Below are 24,515 nucleotides of genomic sequence, written 5' to 3' on the forward strand. Positions count from 1 at the left end.
TTTTTGCTCTGTTCAGGACGCCGTAAATTTATTGACCTTATTCAAATACCTATCGTTTCTTCGAACATCGCTGCTCTGGAAACAAGTATTGACGGTTCTATTTTTTTTACTTGTACTACTTGTATTGTTTATCAATATTTCAAAGAACTTGTTGCTTTCGTTTTAAAAGCGGGTGCAAAGGTAAAGGCTTTATTTTTAACTACCAAACTTTTTCGGAAGTTTTTTTAGTTTTTCTTTTTACTCATTTCTCAGGCTCTCTATGCGAAAGGGAAAGAATGTATAAAAGAAAAACAAAGGCCGTTTTCTTTGCGAATCGGACTGCAAAGATAAGAACTTTATTTATTATAATCCAAAACTTTTCGGAAGTTTTTTTGTTCTTTTCTTTAAGCGCAATCTCGCTTTTTCACTATGTCAATTCTGCAAGGCTTTCTTCTCTTGGAAAGCGGGTGCAAAAGTACACCCTTTTAGTATACAATCCAAATATATTAAACTATTTTTTCGAAGTTTTTTTGAAAGAATCTGCTAAAACGCTGAAGGATAATGATGTTGTAGAACATATTTTTTCAACAGTAGAGAAAGGGGCATGAGAATGAGCAAAGAAACAAAAGTAATACCAGACGCTTTGAAAGAACTTAAAAAAAGCATAGCTTTAGAGAGCGTAAAGCGTAGCTTTAGCACTCGTAAAGCACTGCTTTAGCATTAACAAAGCACTACCCTGTTAATAACAAACGGGTACAGCAGGTACACTTTTTCGAGGCTCTATCACACACGCACACGCGCGCTATATAATGCCCTTATCACCTGCATTGACAAACACGCTGTATGCAATCAAGCGTTTCAATCAAATGAGTGCAGTATTATTCCTAATTTATGAAGGGAGAAAGAGCAACAGGATATAAACAACAAGAACAGCAGAGAGCTCGCAAGATGAGGTAAGGTCTTATAAAATTAGCAAGAGGAACCGCACCAAAATTTGTTTCATTTTAACGGGTAAGGAACAAAATCTAGTGTGGATGAACTTGTTCAAACCTGTGTGGAAATGAATGAAAATTTGTTTTCAATTACTGATTCGCATAAGTAGAACATGAACTTTTGAGTCATAAGTTCCACCAGTTTCACCTTATCTCTGAAACATCGATGGATAAGGAGATAGCGGGTGAAAGCGTAGAAAAAATCAAGGTGAAATCTCCCGTTATTGCTTTCACCTTTCAAATTTATTTACACCGATTGCTGGACATATAGAGCCACCGTATTGAATGTATAGATTCAACGCGGTAAGTATATAGATACAATGTGTTGAATATATAGATCTGCCAACTCAAGTGTTAGTAGATAATAATCAAGGTGTTAATACTTGACATCCATACTATTAACTCCTGATGGATTATCTGTTAATACCTGACAGTGGATTTGCTATAAGCATATTTTCATTAGCTATAATGATATCCGGATTAGCTATAATGAAATTAGTTTTAGCTCAAGGAATATTTTGAAAAGACAAGGTGAAACCGATAATGTTCAGTTTTGCCTGAATTTGCCACTTGCCTTCACCCGCTATCTCCTTATTCATCGGCATTTCGACAATCAGGTGAAATCGATGAACGGCAATGATCTTATAGTGGCATTTATTATACTTTATTCATTAAGAAAGAGGTAAGTTACACGGTGTTCCGTTATCAAATGGTTCAGAACCGTGCGGAAATAAAACAAACTTTTGGTGCGGTTGCCCTGTTTGTCAATAGAAACCACTTAGTCTCAAGCGGTACTTTCTATACCTATTATACGCACGCACGTGTGTGAGAAAAATATGCAGTGTACCTACTGTACCTTTTGTACCCGCCGGGCTGTTCATAACTTTTTTTGTGGAGGGTAGCTCTCACCTGGTTGACATCTGAAAAATATCCTCCTGCATTTACCAGCCAGTCTCATCCCATCCGGTAGCCGAATACCATTGCAAAGTCCTAAAATAAGTATTCCATTTTAAATACCTAGTATCCGGTATATAACACCCGATACCCGAATATATATCCGAATCTATATTCACCAATTTATAATCGTCAACATAGTTCTTATATATAACTACCCTTTCCAATTGCTCTTCAAAATCAGAAGGAATATTATTATCAGTCAATTCACGCATAAAAGCTCGAAAATCATATGCCGAATGATCCAAAGGAGACCTCCCATAACCATAATGGGCTTGAAAATAATCTATTTTTCTATTATCAAACTTAACCAGATTGTCCTGATACTGTTTCATAATTGAACAAGTAATATTCGCCAATGCCGATATTTCATTCGTTTTTATCACCGCAATAGTACCCCACGAATAACTATATTCATTTTTATAGTAATCAATAAAGTCCTTTGCGACATTTATAGCATTCTGCTCTGAGTTATCCGCAGACAATAAATATTTCGTTATCTTGAAATAAGGAAAACCCGCACTCATAACCTCTGCAGGAGAAAGAATTAAATAATCAGCAGTATTTCTTAATTCATAAGCAACCTCAACTTGAGACATTAAACAAGCGTCAAATAATATATAATCAAAATGAATACCTGATTGTTCTAAAGCTTTCGATAAATCAGGAATATGAATTTTAGCTCCATTGTCGTCACCAAAAGAACGGCTCTTACTATAGTCCGCAGGCAACCATCCGGTAGCATGAGAACCCAAAATCAGACTATACTTTTCAGCTGGACAGTAAGCCTCCACATCTTTCAATACATTAATTATCACCTCATTTGATACTGAATTCTGGCTACTATAAGTTTTTATCACTTCTCTTTTACTGACAGAACCTTTGCCATCCACTTCATACTTAAACAGAGTCGGGACAGGAAACTCACCTTTTCTACTGCCACCATCCCAATAAATTACAAATGTACCAGGAGACGTAACTTCGCTCAATCCTCGTTCAACTGATGCTATATTGTTATATATATCATTACTGATATCATTGTCTCCAACAAGATACATCAAGACTGTTTTTACCGTTACTGGAACAGGAGTATCATCATCACCACAAGCTGATAAGAAAATCGACAAACATACGAACAAAAGCGATAATATTTTAATCTTTTTCATAATATTCCTCATTTATAACAGGGACAAAGATAAAAAAATAAGAGATGCAAACCTGCATCTCTTATTATATTAACAATTAAGTTATTGCTTATTACTCTTCCGGTTTCGTAAAGTGGAATTTATCTGAATCAATCCGCGATACCGTCATTCTATTATTCTTCTTATATTTATTCAGAATCTTCGTTGCTTCTTTTTCCAACTTCTTTCTGTTTTCCGAGAAGTAAATCATACATGTACTATTCTGCTGCAGTTGGTTATCCTCCAGATAATTTTTCAACTGATAACTATATAATTCACGATGAGCCAAGAACCCTTCTTTGCTAACCTTCGCACTATCTAATATCTGAATATCCGTGAAATAGACTACCGTATCCGTAAATGAAGCAGAAATTCCAAAAGCATAAACCGGTTTAGAGTGGTCTTTTTTCAAGGAAAAAGCGGAGCACATGGTAAACACAAGTGCAATTGCAAATAGTATTTTTACGTATTTCATATCATATAATTTTTAACCTTGCAAAGGTAACAAAAAAGAGGAGATTACCTCTATTTATCTCAAATAAATAGCATTTCTTAGTCATAGACCCATAGCAGGACTGGTTTCTTTTCCGCTTTGAGCAACCCGTCAACTTTCCGCATCACTTCATCGGATATTACAGGACACCCTTGACTGATTCCTAACGGAAGATGCAAAGGATACACCTCTGTTTCCGGCAACGGAGTATAAGAATGCAACACGATATACCGCTTGAAAGCATTATCATTCGTCGCTTCCAATCCATGTAATTTATAATGAATATTGATTCCCCACTTGCTATACGACCGGATACCCACCTTGTATTTCCCCAAAGAAGAGCAATAACTACCTTCCACATTGCTGAATACAGGCTTGGACACAGTGCTATTTTTCCCATATCCATGAGCACAGAGACTGGCATACTTCACGGAATCTCCTTTGAAATCCCATACAAAGAAACGCCTTTTACCAGAATGAATACTGAAATCTACCAGAAAGCAATAATTCGTATTATATCCATTCTTATCACAATAAGCCTTTCCCGCCTGTGCTTTTTCCCGCAAACGCTGCTCTACTTTAGCAGGCACCGAATCAGAAAAGGATGCCGCACATCTTGCATACGCCACCAGCCCTGCTCCCAAAACAATAAGAACCAATGATATTAAAACTGACTTTTTCATAAAACTCACATAGTATAAGATTGAATTATAGAATGGGGCTTATGTAAAAAGTCGCATAAGTACATTCTTCTATATGAAAAGTGCGACTTATGCGACTCAAATTCTTTTTTCTTTCAGAAACTGATATTCCTTACTTATCCCAAGTAAGATTTGAGCAATTTACTACGATTACTTTGTCTAAGTCTTCTAATTGCTTTTTCTTTAATCTGACGAACGCGCTCACGTGTGAGGCCAAATTTATCGCCGATTTCTTCCAATGTCATTTCTTGCTGTCCGATACCGAAAAACATCTGAATGATTTCTTTTTCTCTATCGGTTAACGTAGAAAGAGCTCTATCAATTTCCCTCGCAAGAGACTCATTAACCAGAGAGCGGTCCGCCATTGGCGAATCATCGTTAACCAACACATCCAACAGGCTGTTATCCTCCCCTTCCACAAAAGGCGCATCCACCGAAATATGACGGCCGGATACCTTCAGCGTATCAGAGATTTTATCAACCGGAATTTCCAGTTCGTCTGCCAACTCCTCGGGAGACGGACGCCGCTCGTTTTCCTGTTCAAACTTCGAGAAGGCTTTGCTGATCTTATTCAGCGAACCTACCTGATTCAACGGGAGACGAACAATACGCGACTGCTCTGCCAATGCTTGCAGAATAGACTGGCGAATCCACCATACAGCGTAGCTAATGAACTTAAATCCACGTGTTTCATCAAATTTCTCGGCAGCCTTAATCAGTCCTAAATTGCCTTCATTAATCAAGTCAGGCAAACTCAAACCTTGGTTCTGGTACTGTTTAGCCACAGATACGACGAAACGAAGATTGGCACGTGTCAATTTTTCCAATGCTACACGGTCACCCTTACGAATGCGTTGAGCGAGTTCCACTTCTTCCTCGACAGTAATCAGGTCTTCACGGCCGATTTCCTGCAAATACTTATCAAGAGAAGCGCTCTCTCTGTTAGTGATACTTTTGGTAATCTTTAGTTGTCTCATTCTTTAAAAACAGATTTGGAGTGCAAAGTTACGACAAATAATTTGTTAACATACAAAATTAAGTAACTTTTACACTATATTTTTCATCTAATAAAACAAAAAGAGATGCCGACAAGTTGATTGGCGGCATCCTTTTTCTATTTCATTAGCTTATCCTGCAATCTTCTTACCTTATTTTTATATATTACTCTTGAGTCAGATCGACAGCGAAATATCCGCGTTTACCTGATGGGAACACACCGGTCAGGAATAATACCTGGTTCGGAGACTTAACAGCAGCTTTCATTACTTCTTCCAGATCGCTGACTTTGCGCATCGGCTGGTCATTAGCTTTCAGGATAATGAAGCCTTTACGAACTCCTGCATCTGACATCTTACCGGAAGAAACTCCTGTCACTTGCAGACCGTAACCTAGATTCAATTGCTTCTTCAAGTCATCCGGCAACTCTTTGAAAGCAGCTCCCAGGATTTCCATGCCTGCATCCTTCACGATCTTGGTAGTACCTTGCTCGTTCTTCAACGTTACTTCAACGGTCTTTTCCTTCTTATCGCGCATCAGTTTTACTTTCACCTTATCACCCGGACGATGTTTAGCAAGTGCTTCCTGCAAGTCAGCCATATTGGATACTTTCTTATTATCCACACCGATAATTACGTCATCGACTTTGATATCAGCTCCGGCAGCAGAACCATTCTCTACGATTTCAGAAACCCATACTCCTTCTACAACACCCAGTTCTTTAGCTTTATCTGCCAATGTCTTACCGGATTTGTCAATCGGTTGACGGTCGTCCATCAAACTGCTACCGATAGAGCCACCACGAATACCGAGCAATGCACGTTGTACTGTTCCATATTGTTTCAAGTCGGCAATTACTTTCGTCATAATGCTGGTCGGGATAGCAAAACCGTATCCTGCATAAGCACCTGTCGGAGAAGAAAGCACTGAATTGATACCAACCAATTCACCTTTGGCATTTACCAGTGCACCACCACTGTTACCCTGGTTGATGGCAGCATCCGTCTGGATGAATGATTCTATACCACCATTATATACTCCCAGAGAACGGGCTTTTGCACTTACGATGCCGGCAGTTACAGTAGAGTTCAAATTGAACGGGTTACCTACTGCCAATACCCACTCTCCTACTTTCAACGCTTCGGAATCTCCCACCGGAATAGTCGGGAAATCATCACCCTCAATTTTCACCAGCGCAAGGTCGGTGCTAGGGTCAGTACCAATCACGCGTCCCTTAAACTCACGGTTATCATTCAGTTTCACACTGATTTCATCCGCACCTTCAATCACATGATTATTCGTTACGATATATCCATCCTTCGAGATGATTACTCCCGAACCAAAACCTACACGAGGTTGAGACTGTACCTGACGTTGCTGTCCGCGTCCATCACCAAAAAAGAAATCGAAAATGTCCGGCGCTTGCTGAACAGTTCTTGTTTTAGCTTCTTGAGTAGACCTTATATGTACGACAGCATGAAGTGAATTCTCGGCAGCCTGTGTCAAATCAACAGGTTGAGCGTTCACAGCGTCAAAAGCAGCCAATTTGACATTGGGATTCTGCTTGAACATCTCATTAAAAGATGTTTCTTTTGCAGATTCGTTAGATTGCAACAATTTGTAAGTTGTCAATCCTGCAACTCCTGAGCTAAGAAGAATGATTGCTCCTACTCCCAGAATGTTCTTTGTTGTCTGTTTCATGATTTATAATTCTTTAAATTGTTAATATTCGACATTGTTTTAACTTTTACGACGTTAAAATAATAACAAATATCGTTCACTTATTCTACTTGTCACTCTTTTTTGTCCACTTTTAACAGAGAATATTTGGAGCTTAACAGCGGTTAACGACAACACCTGACAAATTTACATTCGTTGTATGTCAGATGGCTTTAACACTCTGACATTCATTCAGTAAAGTCAGATTTTCATGACACCGATTCCAGGTAAGTCATTCAGAGTGATCTTTCCTTTCACCACTTCCACCCCTTTAAAGCGATCATTAGAGATAAGCAGGTTGCCATCCAGGTCGGCAAAATCCACTAATGGCGAGAACTGTGAAGCTGCAGAAATAGCACAGGAAGTCTCTGTCATACAGCCCACCATGACACGCATGCCGAGTGCATGAGCCAATGTCACCATCTTCCATGCTTCACGCATACCGGTACACTTCATCAGCTTTATATTGATTCCCGTGAAAGCGCCTTTTAAAGCGGCTACATCTCCCAGACGCTGCAAGGATTCATCCGCAAATATCGGTAGCGGGCTCTGTTGTGTTATCCAGGCAATATCCTCTAGCTTCTCCTTAGGCATGGGCTGTTCTATCATCACAACGCCTTTTTCTTTCAGCCAATGAATCATATCGAGCGCGTATTGGCGGTCTGCCCATCCTTGATTGGCATCTATCGCTATCGGAAGGTCTGTTACCGAACGAATGGTTTCAATCATCTCCTTATCATTGTCCCGTCCCAGTTTCACCTTTAATATATTAAACTGATCGGCACACTCTTTTGTTTTCGCCCGCACTACATCCGGCGCATCGATGCCTATCGTAAAGGTAGTGGAAGGTGTCTTTTCTTTGTTCAATCCCCATATCTTATACCAGGGAGCGCCTAATAGTTTCCCTACCAGATCATGAAGGGCGATATCTACCGCAGCTTTCGCTGCCGTATCCTTTGGCGAGAGGCTGTCAACGTATGACAAAATGTCATCTAGCTGAAAAGGATCACTAAACTGTTCCAGATTCACTTTCCCAAGGAAATTCATCACAGACTCTACTGTTTCTCCCAAATAAGGAGGCATAGAGGCTTCTCCATATCCCGTCACGCCTTCATATTCTATTTCTACCTGCACATCGGGAGTTGTTGTACGCGAATAAGTGGCAACTGTAAACACGTGCCTCAACTTCAATTCATAAGGGAAAAAAGTCATTTTCATCTTCCCTCCCAAACCGAGCTTATTTATATGAATGGTAGAAAGCAACGATTCTCCGGCTAGTGCCTGACGGGCTACTAACCCCGAACTGAAAGCAGCCAAAGCTGCCGTTTTCAAAAAATCTCTCCTGTTCTGCATTCTTTTATTGATAAAAGGGGTTCTTATTTGTGGTATTCATTCCTTTCTCCTTATTTATATAAGGTAAGAAACGGACAGCAAAAAGTAAACGCTTCGTGTTGAATTCATCATAGTTTTGATCCGCAGGATTCATGCTGCTGACGTGCACATCTCCCAATGCGTGGATAAACTGCTTGTTTCCGAGGTAAATGCCGACGTGAGAAATACCTTCTTTACGTTCCGCAGTCGCTTTCCGGCCGAAAAACACCAGATCTCCCCGTTTGACATTAGAGAAGTCAGGAGCAATATCGATATGTTCGCCCACATAGGCCTGTTGAGAGGCATCTCTCGGGATAATAATGTCATGCATAAAAAGTACGGTCCGTACCAGTCCGCTACAATCCACTCCCTTGGAAGAGGTTCCTGCCCATAGATAAGGAATTCCCATCATCGAGTAAGCTGTTTCAATGATACTTTCAACATCTTGTTTCAGTGAAGCTCGCCATTCCGCTTCCGGTTGGGAAATGGATTTCGAAAGATATGCTTTCCGTCCGTCGGGATAAGACACTTGATAGAAATGTCCTTTGCTCCCCTCCCACTTCAAACGATTGCCCGCAACAACATCGGATACGGGTTGGGAACTCTCATCCGGTTTTTCATACGCAAATCCGTAGTGCGAGGTAACCACTATCTTTTCTGCCCGGTTCCATTCATCATACCGTTCTTTCGACATGGGGGTAATCACCATCCGGTGCACCCATCCGGTATAATCATCCGGTGTTTGTATCTCGTACCAGCCGTTATACTGAAGCACCTTGACCGGCATTCCCAACAATGCCTGCGTACTCATGCCGGAAGTAAATTTGCCTTCCTCGCGCAAATTGCAAACTGAAATATGTACTACCCCATAAGCCGAATCGGCAGGCATGGGACGTATTTCCTGTGCTTTCAGGCTAGCTGCCATCATCGCCAGGAAACAATAGAAAAGGAGGATATTCTTCTTCATTAAAATCCATTTTAATGATAGCAAAGTTAGAAATTATTTCTATTTGTGATACTTTCTTTGGCTAAAACAAAATAAATGACGTATTTTTGCAGTCTAAAGCAGTTGGCCGGTCTGTCGCGTGCATGTTTCGTGCAGGAGGAAAGTCCGGGCAACATAGAGCATCCTACTTCCTAACAGAAAGCTGTCCGCGAGGGTAGAGTAACGTAGAAGAAAATAACCGCCGCTCCTTTCGGGGAGAGGTAAGGGTGAGAAGGTGGGGTAAGAGCCCACCAGTCGCATGGCGACATGCGGGCTGTACGTCTTAGGAGTTGTAAGGTCATGTAAACCGGCGTTATGAGAGTTGCTCGCTCCATGTCGGAGGGTAGACCGCTAAAGTGTCGTGGTGACACGCCACTCAGATAAATGACAGGCACCTGATATAATTAAAGATTAATAATTGGAAATTATATGGGTACAGAACTCGGCTTATAGGCTGACTGCTTTTTCTTTTAATTATCCATTTAATTACAAATGACTAATGGATGAGGATCGACTGTTCGAGCAAGTCTGTTGTAATCAGTAATTAGTTGCTTGCAATTAGTAATTAGCGAAGAACTATGAAGAAGAAAATCACCGATATATGGAAGTTTCTTACGTATGACATCTGGCGCATTACGGAAGACGAAGTGACCCGGACCAAGTTCTCACTCTACAATATTATAAAGACCGTCTATCTTTGTATCAATCGGTTTACCAAAGACCGGATGGCCAATAAAGCTTCTGCACTTACTTATAGCACATTGCTTGCCATTGTACCGATACTTGCCATCCTGTTTGCCGTAGCGCGTGGTTTCGGGTTCGACAACCTGATGGAACATCAGTTCCGCAACGGTTTTGGAGGAAATACAGAAACAACGGAGGCCATTCTCTCATTTGTCAATTCCTATCTTTCACAGACCAAAGGAGGTATTTTCATTGGAGTTGGTTTGGTAATGTTGTTATGGACGGTTATCAATCTGGTCAGTAATATTGAAATCACCTTCAACCGTATCTGGGAAGTGAAAAAAGCACGATCCATGTATCGCAAGATTACGGACTATTTCTCCATGTTCCTGCTGATGCCGATTCTGATCGTGGTATCCGGAGGACTTTCTCTGTTTATGAGCACCATTCTCAAGCAGATGGATGATTTCGTCCTGCTCGCTCCTGTTATGAAATTCATGATACGGCTTATTCCTTTTGTCCTGACATGGCTGATGTTCACCGGGCTGTACATCTTCATGCCGAACACGAAAGTGAAATTCAAACACGCTCTCATTGCAGGTATTCTGGCAGGGTCTGCTTATCAGGCTTTTCAGTTCCTGTACATCAACAGCCAGTTGTGGGTGTCAAAGTACAATGCCATTTATGGTAGTTTTGCCGCACTTCCCTTATTTCTGCTTTGGTTGCAGATATCCTGGACAATCTGTTTGTTTGGAGCCGAACTGACGTATGCCGGACAGAATATCCGCAGCTTTAGCTTTGACCAGGACACCCGGAACATCAGCAGACGATACCGGGATTTTATATCCATCCTGATTATGTCACTCATAGCCAAACGATTCGAAAAGAACGAACCGCCCTATACGGCTGCAGAAATATCGGAGGAGCATCAGATCCCCATCCGACTGACAAATCAGGTACTTTATCAGTTACAGGAAATAGAATTGATTCACGAGGTTGTTACCGACGAAAAAAGCGAAGAAATCGGTTACCAGCCTTCAATGGATATCAATCAACTGAATGTGGCTGTCCTGCTGGACCGTTTGGACACATACGGCTCCGAGAATTTCAAAATAGACAAAGACGAAGAATTCAACGACGAATGGAAGGTGCTGACCGAATCCAGAGAAGAATACTATAAAAAAGCAAGTAAAGTATTACTGAAGGATTTGTAGGAAAGTCAAACCTTAAATCGCGAAAATGAACTTAACACAATATTAGAAAAAATGAAAAAGCTACTGCTAAGTGCATTTGTCATCTGTCTAGCAGGGACAAGCATTGCACAAGAATCTCCTTTATGGATGCGCCACTGCGCTCTTTCTCCAGACGGAACCACCATTGCATTTACCTACAAAGGAGACATCTACACGGTACCGTCAACCGGCGGACGTGCCACACAAATCACCACCAATCCGGCTTTTGATACGGAACCGGTATGGAGTCCCGACAGTAAACAAATTGCCTTTGCATCGGATCGCATGGGAAGTCTCGACGTTTTCGTCGTATCCAGTGAAGGAGGAGCACCCCAGCGACTGACCACTCATTCAGGCAGTGAGAAACCTGTTGCCTACAAAGACAACAAACACATTTTATTCACAGCCAACATTGCTCCCTCTGCCGAAGATGCCGGATTTCCTTCCGGTCAGTTCCAGCAAGTGTACGAGGTAGCCGTGACGGGAGGACGCCCCGCTATGTTCTCATCCATGCCAATGGAGTGCATCTCTATTAATAAGGAGGGAGTGATGCTCTATCAGGACAAGAAAGGATACGAAGACTATTGGCGCAAGCATCAGGTATCCCCTATTGCCCGTGACATCTGGACATACACTCCCGGGAAAAAACCTGTTTATCAAAAACAAACTACTTTCGGAGGTGAAGACCGCGAACCGGTATGGAGTCCTGATGGTAAATCATTCTATTATCTAAGTGAAGAGAAAGGTTCCTTCAATATATTCCAACGTACTCCCGGAACCACCACTTCCCAACAAATCACTTTCCATACAAAGCATCCCGTACGTTTTCTAAGCATTTCAACCACCGGCACACTCTGTTATGGTTATGACGGCGAAATTTATACACTTACTCCGGGCAAACAACCCCAAAAGGTAAATATAAGTATCCTGGCAGACAAGAATGACAAAGATATTATCCGCCAAATCAAATCCAACGGGGCTACCGACATCGCTGTATCTCCCAAAGGAAAAGAAGTCGCATTCATTATGCGCGGTGATGTTTACGTAACCTCCATTGACTACAAAACAACCAAACAAATCACCAACACACCCGATCAGGAACGTAACATCAGTTTCGCTCCCGACGGACGCACACTCGTCTATTCTTCAGAACGCGATGGATTGTGGCAGCTTTACACTTCCACCATCGTACGCAAAGAGGAGAAACAATTCACCTATGCCACAGAATTGAAAGAAGAACGTTTGACAAACTCCAAAGTCGCTTCTTTCCAACCACAATTCAGTCCTGACGGTAAAGAGGTTGCTTTCCTCGAGAACCGTACCGCTATCCGTGTCATCAATCTAAAAAGCAAGGCTGTGCGCACAGTGATGGATGCCAAATATCAATATTCTTATGCCGACGGTGACCAATGGTTCCAATGGAGCCCTGACAGCCAATGGATTCTATCAGACTTCATTGGCATAGGAGGCTGGAATAATAAAGACGTCGTTTTGCTGAAAGCCGACGGAAAAGGCGAAATGGTCAATCTTACCGAAAGCGGATACAGCGACAGCAACGCCAAATGGGTGTTGGGTGGAAAAGCAATGATATGGAACAGTGACCGTGCCGGATACCGTAGCCATGGTAGCTGGGGAAGTGAAGACGACACCTATATTATGTTTTTCGACGTCGATGCCTACAACCGCTTCCTGATGAGCAAAGAAGATATTGCCTTACTTGAAGAAGCGGAAAAGGCAGAGAAAGCAGAAAAAGAAAAAGCCAAGAAAGAAAAGGCAGAGAAGAAAGAAGACACTAAAGACAGTAAGAAGAAAACGAACCAGAATGAGAATGCGAAAAAAGACAGTACGGAAGTGAAACCTCTTACATTCGATTTGGAGAATCGTTTTGACCGCATCGTTCGTCTAACTGTAAATTCTTCCCGCCTGGGTGACGCTGTTATGAGTCCGAAGGGTGATATTCTTTATTACCTGGCAGCTTTTGAAGGAGACTACGACCTTTGGGAGCATAAACTGAAAGAAAATACGACTAAAATATTATTGAAAGGAGTTGGCGGCGGCTCACTCATACCGGATAAAGAAGGAAAGAATATCTTTATGTGCACAGGTGGCCGATTGAAGAAAATAGAGATTGCCGGTAGCAAAATTACACCGATAGAATTTGAAGCATTCTTCGATTACCGTCCTTATGATGAACGCGCATACATCTTCGACCACGTTTGCCAGCAAGTAAATGACAAATTCTATATTGCCGACTTGCATGGAGTGGACTGGAAAGGATATAAAAAAGCATACGAACGCTTCTTGCCCCACATCAGCAACAATTATGACTTCACGGAAATGTTGAGTGAATTGCTTGGCGAATTGAATGGTTCCCATACCGGAGCCCGGTTTGCAGCAGGAGGCAGCGCAATGCCTACCGCTACTCTGGGAGTCTTTTACGATGAGTCATACGACGGTGCCGGGTTAAAGATCAAGGAAATCATGAAGCAAAGTCCTTTCACCCAGAAAAAGACAGAAGTGAAGGCAGGTTGCATCATTGAAAAAGTAGACGGCACAGCGATTGAAGCCGGTGCTGATTACTTCCCGTTATTTGAAGGCAAAGTCGGACGCAAAGTAGTACTTACCGTATACGATCCTTCTACTAAAAAACGTTTTGAAGAAGCAGTAAAAGCAATCAGCTATGGAACCCAAAGCGACCTGCTTTACAAACGTTGGGTAGAGCGCTGCGCCAAGAAAGTGGAAGAGCTTTCCGGCGGACGCATTGCTTATGTACATATTAAAGGTATGGACAGCCCCAGCTTCCGCAAGATCTATTCCGAACTACTCGGCCGTTATCGTAATAAAGAAGCCGTAGTGGTAGATACCCGCCATAATGGTGGCGGATGGCTGCACGATGATGTAGTCACCTTACTTAGTGGAAAGGAATATCAACGTTTCGTGCCACGCGGACAATATATCGGTAGCGATCCATTCAACAAATGGCTGAAAGCCTCATGCATGCTAACTTGTGAAGACAATTACAGCAATGCTCATGGCACTCCTTACGTATATAAGACTCTAGGCATTGGTAAACTGGTAGGCGCCCCGGTGGCAGGCACAATGACCGCCGTGTGGTGGGAACGCCAGATAGATCCGTCTATTGTATTCGGTATCCCGCAGGTGGGTTGCATGGATATGCAAGGCAACTATCTCGAAAATCAGACCTTGCAACCTGATATTCTAGTTTATAACGAACCGGCAGCCAGCCTGAAAGGAGAAGATGCACAACTGAAAGCAGCAGTAGACTACCTATTGAAAGATTTGTCAAAAAAGAAATAAATATAGCATTATTGATGCCGCCGGAAAAGCGGCATCAATAACACGCTAACTATCAACACCTTAAAAAAGCCATTTATTGGTTTTAAAGAAACAGGTCGTTCCTTTAAAAGGAAAGCATCGTTGGTTTAAAAGGAACGTCCCCTTCCTTTAAAACCAACGATGCTTTCTGTTATATGCTTATCCTAAAGGGCTAAGAATATAATTATTTTTCAATCAATAACGATTGTATGAAATCACCTTTTCTTTCGGCTTCCTTATCTTCTTACGTTTTTCCTTTGCCGGATAGCCAATGACAATATCCAGCAATAAACGTTTCGAAGCAGGAATACCGACAAGCTGTTTCAGCTCTTTTTCATCGAACCAACCCAGAATACAAGAACCCAAACCTTCGGCTTCAGCTGCCAGAGAAATATGAGCAGCCACTATTCCAATGTCGATCAACGGAAAATGCTTGCCTTTTACCTTTCCGCCAAGCAGGGAGGTTATATTAGCAGATTCTTCTACAACCAGAATATGCACGGGAGCATCTTTGGCAAACTTATTCATTCCCAAGCCAGCAGCAGCTTTCCCGGCTTTTTGAGCCAGTTCCTTGTCTGTGATGACCACAAACCTCCAAGGTTGTGCGTTGCAGGCCGAAGGAGCCAAACGTGCAGCTTCAAGTACCCGTTCCAACTTTTCCGGCTCCACCGGACGTTCCTTATCATACGAACGGTCACTTTGACGAGCCTGCACCAATTGAAGAAAATCAGTATATGCCATTTCCAATCCTCCGGTCACTTATTTATATTTTCTTATTTATATTGAATCATCCGGCTGATATACTTGCCGATAATATCGAATTCGATATTTACCACACTGCCAATCTCAAACGTATGGAAGTTCGTATGCTCGTATGTATAAGGAATGATAGCCACCTGGAAAGTATCATCCGTCGGATTACATACCGTCAGGCTAACACCGTTCACAGTCACCGAACCTTTATCCACGGTGATATATCCGCGTTTCGCCATCTCCTTGTCAAACGCATATCGGAATGTAAAATACCAGCTGCCTTCCGCATCCTTAATATCGATACAAGTAGCAGTCTGATCCACATGTCCCTGAACGATATGTCCGTCCAACCGACCGTTCATCATCATGCTACGTTCAACGTTCACCTTATCCCCCACTTTCAACAAACCGAGGTTAGAACGCTCCAATGTTTCTTTCATGGCAGTCACCGTATACGTATCATCCGTCAGAGTCACTACCGTCAGGCATACACCATTGTGAGAAATACTCTGGTCGATTTTCAACTCATTCACAAACGAACACTTAAATGTAAAGTGTATATTCTCCTGGTCTTTCACCAGTGCTACCAAAGTAGCATATTCTTCTACGATTCCAGAAAACATAATTCTATTTACTATTTACGATTTTACAATTGAAAGTACTCTCTTAATGCAAGGGTCAAAGATACGAATAAGGAAGCAGCTTAGAAAATAAGAGCAAAAAAAAATGGGGCTTTTATTACCATATCTGATTACTAAGCATTTACAGGAATGGTTCTTCATTTTTGTACTTAAAAGCCTTGCTAGAACAGCACAAAGATACGAATTAGCCCGAGAAAATCATCTCGAAACACAAAATTTCTCGCTCTCACGCCGAATCATCTTCAGAATACCCGAAAAATCACGAAGCCAACTGCCCTTTACAATAATTGGCTCTACTAAATAGTATTCCCTATAAAAACATAGTAGATTCTATCCCACTAAAATAAAATCTATTATTCATAAAACTTGAATGATATTTTCTTCTTAGACTTAAAGAATTGCCCTATTCTTAGCTTTTTACCATGTACAATCTTATACGGTTCTGCCAACTCCTTTAGTAATTCATATAGTATTTGATTTACTAATAGCATATCTTTATATATATCCTTTATCTGTTCCCTGTCTTCATAATAGTGTTTGTCTTTATAGCCTATAAAAAACATATCAGATTTACTAGGGTCACATTGGGGAGCTGTATATCTAAATATAACTTTATTGGGGTGAATCCACCTGCAACCCTCTTTGTATATTTCTGATATTCCGGAATACCTCTTATTCAATTCTCCGCACAGATAGCCGGCAGTAAGATATTGTTTACCGATACAAAGTTTATTAGTAGGTTTACCGTCCATGAAATATTTGAGGAATCGCTCCTTATCTCTATATAAGAGACAAGCATAAACTTCCAAACAGCAATCTACCTGCATCCTGATAAAGTGTATGGCAGATAGTTTATTTTTATTCTTTAGTAAAGTATTGAAAGCCGCATTATTTTCTAAAGCATACGTAATAATAATATACATAAATAAATATACAGAATAGTACTTGTCAGCACAAACACTACCTAACACTTTACAATACCGTTTTGAGAATTTAATAGGTCTACTCATAATACAACAGATATAAAAATAAAAAAGGGAACACCTAAAGATGTTCCCTATACCAATGTAAATGTATTATTGAGCATTTAATGTAGCTAAAGCAGCTTCAAGAGCTTCTTTAGACATACCACTCAATAACTGTGCCTGACTTGAATGTTTCAGTTCCATACAGTTCTTAATCCATTCACTGTATACTGCTATTCTTGCATCACACCATGAAACAAGGTAGGAAGCTGTTGCTCCCTCTTTATACCACATTCCATAAGTTCTATGCATTTCTGCACGTTTACGCTCTTCAGCACCATTTACATTTTTTGCGTTCTCTTCCATAATTCAATGTTTTTTGAAATTATTAATAAGTTACTCCAGCACACTTCACTGGATATTCAGTTTATAAGCTCGATAACTTATTATTTTATGAGAACGTACTGCGAAAGTAATACAAAATCTAATAATGCCCAAAAGAAATCGAATTATTTTAACTAATAAAACTCATATTCTGTATTCTACCAATATAATATACTACTATATAATACAACTACCCACTTATAGTATATAGAGAGAATAGTTAACTAAAAAAAGCAAATGAATTTCTTTAAATGCTGTTCTCTACAATTGAAAGAATTTTCGAATACTCTTTCCCTAATGATAAACCTACTGCCAGACCTATACCTAGCCAGATGTTTATACTTCCAGCAATTAACATTACTAAAAGATTAACTAGACAATGTTTTAATTTGTCACTTTGTTTTAGGAAGTTTACTATTTTCTTCAGAATTTCCTTCATCGCTTTTAAATTTTTTCCAAATACCTGTTACTGAATCTATTCCTAATAAAGCCATAACACATATTAAAAATGTATCTATCATTAATGGTGCTTGTATACACATTATAGTACAATATATAAGTACTACAACTGCAACAAACCACCCTATTACTCCACACACTCTTTTAGACGAGATTCCAGAATGTGAAGTAAACATTTGTCTTACGAAAGTTATGAATCTCATTTATTCATTTGTTTAATTATTAATTTATAATTATCTTTTTATATATTTGTAACGTATATCTCCACCTTCCTATCAAGTAATAACTGAACAAGTATCTACTAGATTAATTAGTTATTAACTTCTAAATGGAAAGTAATGGAATATACGTTACAAACAATTTTGAAGAAGCCTGTTCTTGTACACGCATACAAACGTACAAGATTTGGCAAAGTCGAGTTCGTGAGAGAACATCGAAGAAGATTACCTCATAGGTAAATTTAGTTGGTTTAGTTACAAGATTATTTCAATCAAGTAGATGTAACAGTAAAGGTGGTACTGCAATACCACCTTTTTTATTAATCTTAGAAAATAATCATATCTTTGCATAGATAATCATAAACATAGCCCCTCGCAAACATTATGAGATAATTAATAGTCCACGAGATTAATTAGTTATTCACGGTTCTAGCGGGAACTGGACTACTTTTATTTCTACAAAGTTACTAATTTTTAATAAGTTAACCCAACGATATGTGTTAAAATTAGTTACCGCACTTAATTGTTTAATATCTTTGTAAGCTCTTTTAAATTATGTTCTAAAACCTTCCTATTGGCAATAACCCCAACCTCATTAACTATTATTGCATCTAACTCCGCATTATCTGGATTATCTGCTAAATACTTGTACTCTTCTATCATATCCCAATTTAAATGTGGGACAGTTAATATAAACGAGACTTCTTTATTTATCCCAAGTGAGCAAGCTGCATCATAGGGATGCTTTGATGTTATATAAATCCATTTGTTCATATTTATTCATTTCTTATATTCTTGGAAAGTCATCTATTATTGGTCCTCCACCTAACTCATTCAATATTTCTCTCGGAATATACTTAATAGGCTTCCAATCAGACCTATCATTCTCTCTTCTAAAAGCGTATTCGCTTTCCTTATCGTAACATACCATTATAGTACTGTTCCCGTTCCTAAACAGTGCCATAACATTAACCTGCTTATTTTCTATAGTTATTGCTCCACATTTTAATATAGGATGCTTTTGCACTCTAATCCATTTATTTGTTTCATTCATATCCATGCTCTACCATGCTGTTGCCAATAGTAGCATAATAAAATATCTCATTAACTTCATCTTCGGTTAATCTTCCTTCTTGGTATATAGGCTGTAATATTCCTATTAACTTCTCTACTACTTGTTCATCAGTCATATTTATCATTTTATTTATTCGTTTAATATTCCCATAAAATAAGGATATTCTTGCATTAATAATATGATTAACATAGGTTCTTCCCATTCAATATCTAAAATTCCTTCTTGATACCATTTCCATACATTTTTACCCGATTTATCATTTTTCCAAACTTCCATATTGAATTTGAATTCTGGAATAACTCCCTCTAATACGAGTTCTTTATATAGTATATTCATTGCCTCCATATTTCGGTTATAGGAGTATTGCCTTAATATTCTATATAGTATTTTATAATTGATGTTTTCTTTCATTTATCATTCTCCTTATTATATTTATCATTCTTCATATTTCATAAACCTAACATATAACCTTGACAAGACTTGTATAAGTTCTTTTTCTTCAGCATCGCATTTATCCCACATGGAATCTTTAAAAAACATCCAAGCTCCATGCTTAGCCCCAATTTCATTCCATAAATCAACATCAAATTCAAATTCTGGAATGATATTGTTACTTACAAGTTCTTCATATAGAATCTTAGCTGCCTCCAAATTATTAGTATGATAATAACGAGTTGCGATGCTATATAAAAGTTTATAATTATTCTTCATTTAGTTTATTGTTTAGATAATTAGTACTAATTCCAGCAGGAAGGGTTACTTTATAAATATTCCTATCATTCCAATTAGGTGGTTGTAATTTACCAGTATTTTTGTCTATAATGCTAGGATGAAACATCCATTCGTTTTTGGTGGGTATAAATTTTGTTGGAGTAGTTAATCTATAAACATTACCGTCAAAAATGGTAGTGACTCTATTCTTAGGATTTCGAATAGTTTCTCCAAAATTAAAGGAATGTTCTCCAAACGTTCCAATAAGTTCTTTATTAGAAAACTTGTCCCAAACTTTATAAGTAATTTCAGGACTTTGTAATAAATCTCCAGACCTTACACCATTGTAACCTTTCTGCTTTGCATATTGAATAACAGAATTATATAAATCCTCACTTATTCCTTTCTCCTTACTTGTGCTTAGATTTTCTTTGGATAAAGAACTGACTTTTAAATCCTTATTTATAGCTTCTCCATATAATTGTCCTATTTTATTATTCTTACCAGAATATAAGTCTGACTGATAATATAGAACCCCGTTATTTCTTCTATCTGATATAAGAGAGAATCTGCCAGATAAAGGTAGATTACTATTTACACTTTCATTTCTCAGAGACATCAGATTTATTAAATCTCTATCAGTGAATTTGGAAATGTCAACTCCTTGTTGTTTTAAATAATCAGCAAACTCGGCTGTTATATTGCCAAATTTCATTGTTGCATTAAGTCTAGAGTCTTTTCTATCTCCCAATGCCCTTATCAATCTGTTAGTATAATCTTCTCCTAATTCTTTTAGCATCTTATTCTTTGTAGCTCTTTTTATGGCTTGTTTACCAGCATACTTCAATCCTCTACCAACTATACTTCCAACACCAGTACCTAAGCCCACATAATCTGTAAAAGTAAGGAATCCATTCAAATTATGCAAACCTTCTTCTGTATTCTTAGCTTGTATATAATCTTTATATGCTTTATCGGCTTTCTCACGACTTTGTGATTTCTCCCATTCACTTCTATTATCTTGACTTATTTCAGAATAAGTTGGAGTATATTGTTGCTTTATAGGCTCTTGAATTTGAGGTCTATAATCTTTGATAGCATCTCTTCTCTGAATCCCACTAGAAGGATTCTGATATTTAATAATACCACCTCTCTTTAAGTACTTATTAAGTGATAAAGTTCCATTCAAATTTCTTCTATAAGAATCTTTATCTGCACTATAATTATACTTTCCAGAATTATTTCCATGTAATCTATCTATAAAGTCATTAGTATCTTTAGCATCTAGAGCTTTATATCTATCATTCAGTACTTTTACTTTATAATTAGCATAGTCTTTTAGATTATCAAAGTCTATATAATCAAATCCGTCTTTGTATCTGCTCTTCTTATATTTGGGAGCTATTGAATCACCTGGATGCTTAATTCCACTTAAGTTAAACCCTCTTTCACCTCTAGGGTCTAATCCATAATTACTTTCCAATGCTGCTTGCCTTACTAAGTTATTAAGATTAGTAGTGGGCAATCCATTTTCTTCTAATGCTTCTTTAAAGATAGGAGTCATTACACTTGCAAACTCTTCAAACTTATTCCCTGTACTCCCGAATTTATGAGAATAATCAAGGGAAGGTTTCTTTCCTTCTAAGAGTTTACTAACAAATGGATTTACATTACCAAGAAGCATAGAAGCAACAGCACTAGGAGCATATTCTTTAGCAACATCTACAACATTAATAGGCTCTTTAGGTTCTTCTTTTGGAAGAAAACTCTTAACCTTATTAATAGTTTGAGCTATTATTCCGTCTTGTGCTTTAATAACACCGCCATTCTCTAACTGTTCACTTTGAGTAGGTGTAGTTTCTGGCTTAGGTTTATTAGATTTATATCTACTCCAATCGAAACCAATTAGTTCTTCATTATGAGCATCTGATTTCTCTTGTCTAAATCGTCTTAATATTCTGGCTTTTAACTCTCCTGCACCCTTTAATTTAGGAATCTTCATTCCTTCTTGGGCTTTAGCTATCTGATTATATACATTAGATAATGCTCTCTTATAATTAGGGTCAGTAGCATATCCACCTTTAACTACTCTATCAATAAAATCTCCAGTGAAGGCATTATATCTTTTATTATTTAATAATGATACATGATAATTAGCATAATCATCTATATCTTTAAAGTCTCTAAAACTGTCATTTATATATATACCAATGAAAGATATATCTTCAATTCGTAGCACCATTGTTTTTTATAACTCATTTGTTGAGACATATTTGAATATATTTGGTAAAAGTTTCTCTACCTCTTTTCTTCTTGAATCTGTATACTTCAATTTCACTGTTACAATAATCTCACGTTCATAAGCTTTTTTATGAGTAGCTTTACTATAAAAACATCTACCACCCTTAGTATTACCTTCAATAGTATAACTATGGTCTGTAATATCTTTCTTGACAATTCTATTGCCTTGTTCTACTTCTGTATCAATCATTATATCAAACCATTCATGAAGCGAATAATCATCTTTAAAAACATCGAAGTAAGTAGCATACACATTCAAACAGATTGTACTATCTTCATTTACGAAATGATTTCCATTGCCTAAATCTGATTCTTCTCCATGTGTAAAGCTAGAGGGATATACTAAGAAATAATCAAAAGTTCTATTCCAATAAAACCTTGTATCATCATATTGGTATATCCCATTTCTATAATCAATCAGTTTCACACCTTTTACTCCTAATACAGAATCTACCCATTGCAAATGCTTAGCTTCTGATATATCCAAAGTAGGATGATTATCATATATAGATAGGCTGTCAATAGTAGCTTGTGTATTACTATCCTTTTTACTAGTACAAGATAGTAATAAAACTAACACCCACATACTATATATAAATTGCAAGATATAGTTCATAATATTCAATATTGTATAATTACTATTCCAAAGCTAGAACTCTTATTTTTAGGGAAATTATGATATTAGTTTTATTATATTTTGAGCCGTTTTATATAGGGCAATATCGGTAGCAATACTATATTCATAATTTACTGTTTCATGCCAAATTTTTAAAGCAATAAGAGCGCCCATTTTTGTTAAGAGTTGCTTGAAACCAAATAAGGTGTTTGGTGTCATTGCAACTATTTTAAAATCAGCAGCATTTGGTGCAACTCCTCTTAGTTTTGATAATTCGCATAAAATCTTTAAATTAGAAGTCTTTTTTATTTTGTCATATAAATTGTCATATTGCATTTCTCCTCTTTGATAAACAAATTCGTTTTTACATTTATCGAAAAAAGTATCAAACATGGATACTGACAATTGCTTATTCGTAATAGGTTGTTGCAAAAATTGTATTTCTTCTTTTATAAAGTGTTTCCATTGTTCATTTTCCTTATATGCTTTAAGGCAGCAAGATTTTGTATGTAATTCGCAGTCTTGTAGATTTATCCCATCAAATGTTGTAACATGTACATAGGGTGGTTTGAGTGCCAAACAGTATATTTCTACTAAATTACAACAATTAGCAAAGGCTTTTTCTCCTATAACTTTTACATTCTCTCCAATTTTTATATACTTGAGACTAGAGCAATCTTTAAATACATTTTTTTCAATTTCTTTTATCTGATTTGTCAATTCAAAACGAAATAATCTTTCACAAGAACAAAAAGCTCCTTCATGGATAAATTCAAGACTATTAGACATTTCTACCTCGTATAAATTATTACATAATGCGAAGCTGTATCTATCTATTTCGATAACGGAACTAGGTAATGATATTTTTTCTAATTTGATACATCCAGAAAAAGAAGATATTCCAATTCGACGTAAATTCTTTCCTAATTTTATATGAGATAAATTCTGGCAACACTCAAATGCAGATGCACCTATTTCAACCACTCCTCCAATATCTACAGTTTCTAAATATTCACATTCTGCAAAAGCACTTTTACCAATTGTTTTTGTTACAGACGGAATCATAACACTTTCTATTTTATTGTTCTGATAAAAAATGTAGTCAGGAACAGACTCAACATCTTTAAATATGACAGAAAAACGCTCATTCTCTTTGTTAAAATAGAGGAAATAGTCATCATAGTTAATACGATTTAGATTAGGACATTCGGAATAAAAAGCAAATGATGCTTTACCATGCAATCTTATTTCTTTTAATTTAGGACAAGAATAAATTCCCCCAAATTCATTAGTAAATACAGTATCATATATGTCTAAATATTCTAGTTGTTCCAGTTTATAAAGATATACATTCGAAGGTGTATAAGAGCTGAAGACAGCATTTACAGGTATATATAAAGAGGTAATATAAAGACACTCAGACAAAGCGTCAGAATCAATTCGGGTTACTCCTGAAGGAATAATATATACACCTTTTTTGGCGAATGGAACAGAAATCAATCTCGTTTGACTTTTGTTAAATAGAACACCGTCTTTTGAGGAGAAGTGCCTATTATTTTCTGATACTATGAACTCTTCAAGTTGCCTACAACCATTAAAAGGAGAATAACATTGGTCATTCCAACTTCCACCATCACAATAAAAATCATCAACGTTAAAAATATCAGTAACATACTCGGAAATAACAATAGATTTCAGATAAGTGCAATTTTGGTATTTACAACCGATTATTACTCAATATTTTATAGATAATAAGTCAGAAATAT

At 38.0% G+C, this 24,515-nt stretch carries 23 protein-coding genes and 1 other RNA gene; 4 read left to right on the forward strand and 20 right to left on the reverse strand.

Annotated features, from left to right (window positions below):
• Positions 1-228, forward strand: a 228-nt coding sequence (locus tag DWZ47_RS31180; RefSeq protein WP_410492101.1) for a hypothetical protein, incomplete at its 5' end; no start/stop codon positions are given.
• A 1,684-nt stretch (positions 229-1,912) separates the two neighbouring features.
• Here the strand turns inward: DWZ47_RS31180 and DWZ47_RS28490 are convergent.
• The 7 genes from DWZ47_RS28490 to DWZ47_RS28520 all read right to left on the reverse strand — a co-directional run bounded on the left by DWZ47_RS28490 (position 1,913) and on the right by DWZ47_RS28520 (position 9,356).
• Positions 1,913-3,091 carry a clostripain-related cysteine peptidase gene (locus DWZ47_RS28490; RefSeq protein WP_004303863.1) on the reverse strand — a complete coding sequence of 393 codons (1,179 nt, stop codon included), beginning with the start codon at positions 3,089-3,091 and terminating at the stop codon, positions 1,913-1,915.
• A gap of 91 nt (positions 3,092-3,182) precedes the next feature.
• Positions 3,183-3,584: a hypothetical protein gene (locus DWZ47_RS28495; RefSeq protein WP_004303864.1), complete on the reverse strand. Its 402-nt coding sequence runs from the start codon at positions 3,582-3,584 to the stop codon at positions 3,183-3,185.
• A 77-nt stretch (positions 3,585-3,661) separates the two neighbouring features.
• Positions 3,662-4,285: a murein L,D-transpeptidase catalytic domain-containing protein gene (locus DWZ47_RS28500; RefSeq protein ID WP_117515506.1), complete on the reverse strand. Its 624-nt coding sequence runs from the start codon at positions 4,283-4,285 to the stop codon at positions 3,662-3,664.
• Positions 4,286-4,419: 134 nt separating this feature from the next.
• A complete protein-coding gene (locus DWZ47_RS28505; RefSeq protein ID WP_002561589.1) occupies positions 4,420-5,280 on the reverse strand; it encodes an RNA polymerase sigma factor RpoD/SigA in 861 nt (286 codons plus the stop codon).
• A gap of 184 nt (positions 5,281-5,464) precedes the next feature.
• The gene (locus tag DWZ47_RS28510) at positions 5,465-7,000 is read right to left on the reverse strand and encodes a trypsin-like peptidase domain-containing protein (RefSeq protein WP_004296667.1); all 1,536 of its coding nucleotides are present in this window, start codon (positions 6,998-7,000) and stop codon (positions 5,465-5,467) included.
• 219 nt (positions 7,001-7,219) lie between these two features.
• A complete protein-coding gene (locus DWZ47_RS28515) occupies positions 7,220-8,371 on the reverse strand; it encodes a dipeptide epimerase (protein ID WP_008651520.1) in 1,152 nt (383 codons plus the stop codon).
• A 4-nt stretch (positions 8,372-8,375) separates the two neighbouring features.
• Positions 8,376-9,356: an NlpC/P60 family protein gene (locus DWZ47_RS28520; protein ID WP_004303867.1), complete on the reverse strand. Its 981-nt coding sequence runs from the start codon at positions 9,354-9,356 to the stop codon at positions 8,376-8,378.
• Between the two features lie 98 nt (positions 9,357-9,454).
• Between DWZ47_RS28520 and rnpB the strand changes: the two genes are divergently transcribed.
• From rnpB to DWZ47_RS28535, 3 genes are all read left to right on the forward strand, one after another.
• Positions 9,455-9,840, forward strand: an RNA gene (rnpB, locus tag DWZ47_RS28525) — RNase P RNA component class A.
• Positions 9,841-9,952: 112 nt separating this feature from the next.
• Positions 9,953-11,272 carry a YihY/virulence factor BrkB family protein gene (locus tag DWZ47_RS28530; protein WP_004296663.1) on the forward strand — a complete coding sequence of 440 codons (1,320 nt, stop codon included), beginning with the start codon at positions 9,953-9,955 and terminating at the stop codon, positions 11,270-11,272.
• Between the two features lie 51 nt (positions 11,273-11,323).
• Positions 11,324-14,608, forward strand: coding sequence for a S41 family peptidase (locus DWZ47_RS28535; protein WP_009000082.1), 3,285 nt, complete (start codon positions 11,324-11,326; stop codon positions 14,606-14,608).
• A gap of 213 nt (positions 14,609-14,821) precedes the next feature.
• On the opposite strand, the gene DWZ47_RS28540 is transcribed toward DWZ47_RS28535, so the two are convergent.
• The 13 genes from DWZ47_RS28540 to DWZ47_RS28595 all read right to left on the reverse strand — a co-directional run bounded on the left by DWZ47_RS28540 (position 14,822) and on the right by DWZ47_RS28595 (position 24,249).
• Positions 14,822-15,367: a nitroreductase family protein gene (locus tag DWZ47_RS28540; RefSeq protein ID WP_032843709.1), complete on the reverse strand. Its 546-nt coding sequence runs from the start codon at positions 15,365-15,367 to the stop codon at positions 14,822-14,824.
• 32 nt (positions 15,368-15,399) lie between these two features.
• Positions 15,400-16,002, reverse strand: coding sequence for a riboflavin synthase (locus DWZ47_RS28545; RefSeq protein ID WP_004303876.1), 603 nt, complete (start codon positions 16,000-16,002; stop codon positions 15,400-15,402).
• A 371-nt stretch (positions 16,003-16,373) separates the two neighbouring features.
• The gene (locus DWZ47_RS28550; RefSeq protein ID WP_199488168.1) at positions 16,374-17,030 is read right to left on the reverse strand and encodes a hypothetical protein; all 657 of its coding nucleotides are present in this window, start codon (positions 17,028-17,030) and stop codon (positions 16,374-16,376) included.
• Between the two features lie 66 nt (positions 17,031-17,096).
• Complete coding sequence (locus DWZ47_RS28555) at positions 17,097-17,351, reverse strand: hypothetical protein (protein WP_117515508.1); 255 nt, start codon at positions 17,349-17,351, stop codon at positions 17,097-17,099.
• Positions 17,352-17,761: 410 nt separating this feature from the next.
• A complete protein-coding gene (locus DWZ47_RS30790) occupies positions 17,762-18,031 on the reverse strand; it encodes a hypothetical protein (RefSeq protein ID WP_147330800.1) in 270 nt (89 codons plus the stop codon).
• Between the two features lie 534 nt (positions 18,032-18,565).
• A complete protein-coding gene (locus DWZ47_RS28565) occupies positions 18,566-18,820 on the reverse strand; it encodes a hypothetical protein (protein ID WP_008777313.1) in 255 nt (84 codons plus the stop codon).
• 13 nt (positions 18,821-18,833) lie between these two features.
• The gene (locus tag DWZ47_RS28570; protein WP_147330801.1) at positions 18,834-19,100 is read right to left on the reverse strand and encodes a hypothetical protein; all 267 of its coding nucleotides are present in this window, start codon (positions 19,098-19,100) and stop codon (positions 18,834-18,836) included.
• Entirely contained in the window at positions 19,093-19,236 is a 144-nt protein-coding gene (locus DWZ47_RS30520) for a hypothetical protein (RefSeq protein ID WP_158570404.1), read from the reverse strand. Before DWZ47_RS30520 ends, DWZ47_RS28570 begins: the two co-directional genes overlap by 8 nt.
• Before the next feature lie 14 nt (positions 19,237-19,250).
• Positions 19,251-19,532 (reverse strand): hypothetical protein, encoded by a 282-nt coding sequence (locus tag DWZ47_RS28575; protein WP_117515514.1) that lies wholly within the window; start codon positions 19,530-19,532, stop codon positions 19,251-19,253.
• Positions 19,533-19,556: 24 nt separating this feature from the next.
• On the reverse strand, positions 19,557-19,832 hold the full coding sequence (locus DWZ47_RS28580) for a hypothetical protein (protein WP_117515516.1): 276 nt from the start codon (positions 19,830-19,832) through the stop codon (positions 19,557-19,559).
• On the reverse strand, positions 19,822-22,074 hold the full coding sequence (locus DWZ47_RS28585; protein WP_117515518.1) for a hypothetical protein: 2,253 nt from the start codon (positions 22,072-22,074) through the stop codon (positions 19,822-19,824). The genes DWZ47_RS28580 and DWZ47_RS28585 overlap by 11 nt, the downstream gene beginning before the upstream one ends.
• Before the next feature lie 6 nt (positions 22,075-22,080).
• Positions 22,081-22,749: a hypothetical protein gene (locus DWZ47_RS28590; protein WP_410492102.1), complete on the reverse strand. Its 669-nt coding sequence runs from the start codon at positions 22,747-22,749 to the stop codon at positions 22,081-22,083.
• 57 nt (positions 22,750-22,806) lie between these two features.
• Positions 22,807-24,249, reverse strand: coding sequence for a leucine-rich repeat domain-containing protein (locus tag DWZ47_RS28595; protein WP_117515520.1), 1,443 nt, complete (start codon positions 24,247-24,249; stop codon positions 22,807-22,809).
• Positions 24,250-24,515 lie beyond the last annotated feature (266 nt).

Source organism: Bacteroides sp. AF32-8BH (assembly GCF_003435205.1).
Lineage (GTDB): Bacteria > Bacteroidota > Bacteroidia > Bacteroidales > Bacteroidaceae > Bacteroides > Bacteroides ovatus.

Bases quoted from the DNA above. Each gene is read 5' to 3' on its own strand.
- DWZ47_RS28505 (WP_002561589.1), bottom strand. From the start codon at position 5,280: ATGAGACAACTAAAGATTACCAAAAGTATCACTAACAGAGAGAGCGCT.
- DWZ47_RS28500 (WP_117515506.1), bottom strand. From the start codon at position 4,285: ATGAAAAAGTCAGTTTTAATATCATTGGTTCTTATTGTTTTGGGAGCA.
- DWZ47_RS28540 (WP_032843709.1), bottom strand. From the start codon at position 15,367: ATGGCATATACTGATTTTCTTCAATTGGTGCAGGCTCGTCAAAGTGAC.
- DWZ47_RS28510 (WP_004296667.1), bottom strand. From the start codon at position 7,000: ATGAAACAGACAACAAAGAACATTCTGGGAGTAGGAGCAATCATTCTT.
- DWZ47_RS28490 (WP_004303863.1), bottom strand. From the start codon at position 3,091: ATGAAAAAGATTAAAATATTATCGCTTTTGTTCGTATGTTTGTCGATT.
- DWZ47_RS28555 (WP_117515508.1), bottom strand. From the start codon at position 17,351: ATGGAAGAGAACGCAAAAAATGTAAATGGTGCTGAAGAGCGTAAACGT.
- DWZ47_RS28530 (WP_004296663.1), top strand. From the start codon at position 9,953: ATGAAGAAGAAAATCACCGATATATGGAAGTTTCTTACGTATGACATC.
- DWZ47_RS28585 (WP_117515518.1), bottom strand. From the start codon at position 22,074: ATGGTGCTACGAATTGAAGATATATCTTTCATTGGTATATATATAAAT.
- DWZ47_RS28570 (WP_147330801.1), bottom strand. From the start codon at position 19,100: ATGAATGAAACAAATAAATGGATTAGAGTGCAAAAGCATCCTATATTA.
- DWZ47_RS28520 (WP_004303867.1), bottom strand. From the start codon at position 9,356: ATGAAGAAGAATATCCTCCTTTTCTATTGTTTCCTGGCGATGATGGCA.
- DWZ47_RS30520 (WP_158570404.1), bottom strand. From the start codon at position 19,236: ATGACTGATGAACAAGTAGTAGAGAAGTTAATAGGAATATTACAGCCT.
- DWZ47_RS28545 (WP_004303876.1), bottom strand. From the start codon at position 16,002: ATGTTTTCTGGAATCGTAGAAGAATATGCTACTTTGGTAGCACTGGTG.
- DWZ47_RS28495 (WP_004303864.1), bottom strand. From the start codon at position 3,584: ATGAAATACGTAAAAATACTATTTGCAATTGCACTTGTGTTTACCATG.
- DWZ47_RS28580 (WP_117515516.1), bottom strand. From the start codon at position 19,832: ATGAAGAATAATTATAAACTTTTATATAGCATCGCAACTCGTTATTAT.
- DWZ47_RS28550 (WP_199488168.1), bottom strand. From the start codon at position 17,030: ATGAGTAGACCTATTAAATTCTCAAAACGGTATTGTAAAGTGTTAGGT.
- DWZ47_RS28565 (WP_008777313.1), bottom strand. From the start codon at position 18,820: ATGAACAAATGGATTTATATAACATCAAAGCATCCCTATGATGCAGCT.
- DWZ47_RS28535 (WP_009000082.1), top strand. From the start codon at position 11,324: ATGAAAAAGCTACTGCTAAGTGCATTTGTCATCTGTCTAGCAGGGACA.
- DWZ47_RS28515 (WP_008651520.1), bottom strand. From the start codon at position 8,371: ATGCAGAACAGGAGAGATTTTTTGAAAACGGCAGCTTTGGCTGCTTTC.
- DWZ47_RS28575 (WP_117515514.1), bottom strand. From the start codon at position 19,532: ATGAAAGAAAACATCAATTATAAAATACTATATAGAATATTAAGGCAA.
- DWZ47_RS28590 (WP_410492102.1), bottom strand. From the start codon at position 22,749: ATGAACTATATCTTGCAATTTATATATAGTATGTGGGTGTTAGTTTTA.
- DWZ47_RS30790 (WP_147330800.1), bottom strand. From the start codon at position 18,031: ATGAGATTCATAACTTTCGTAAGACAAATGTTTACTTCACATTCTGGA.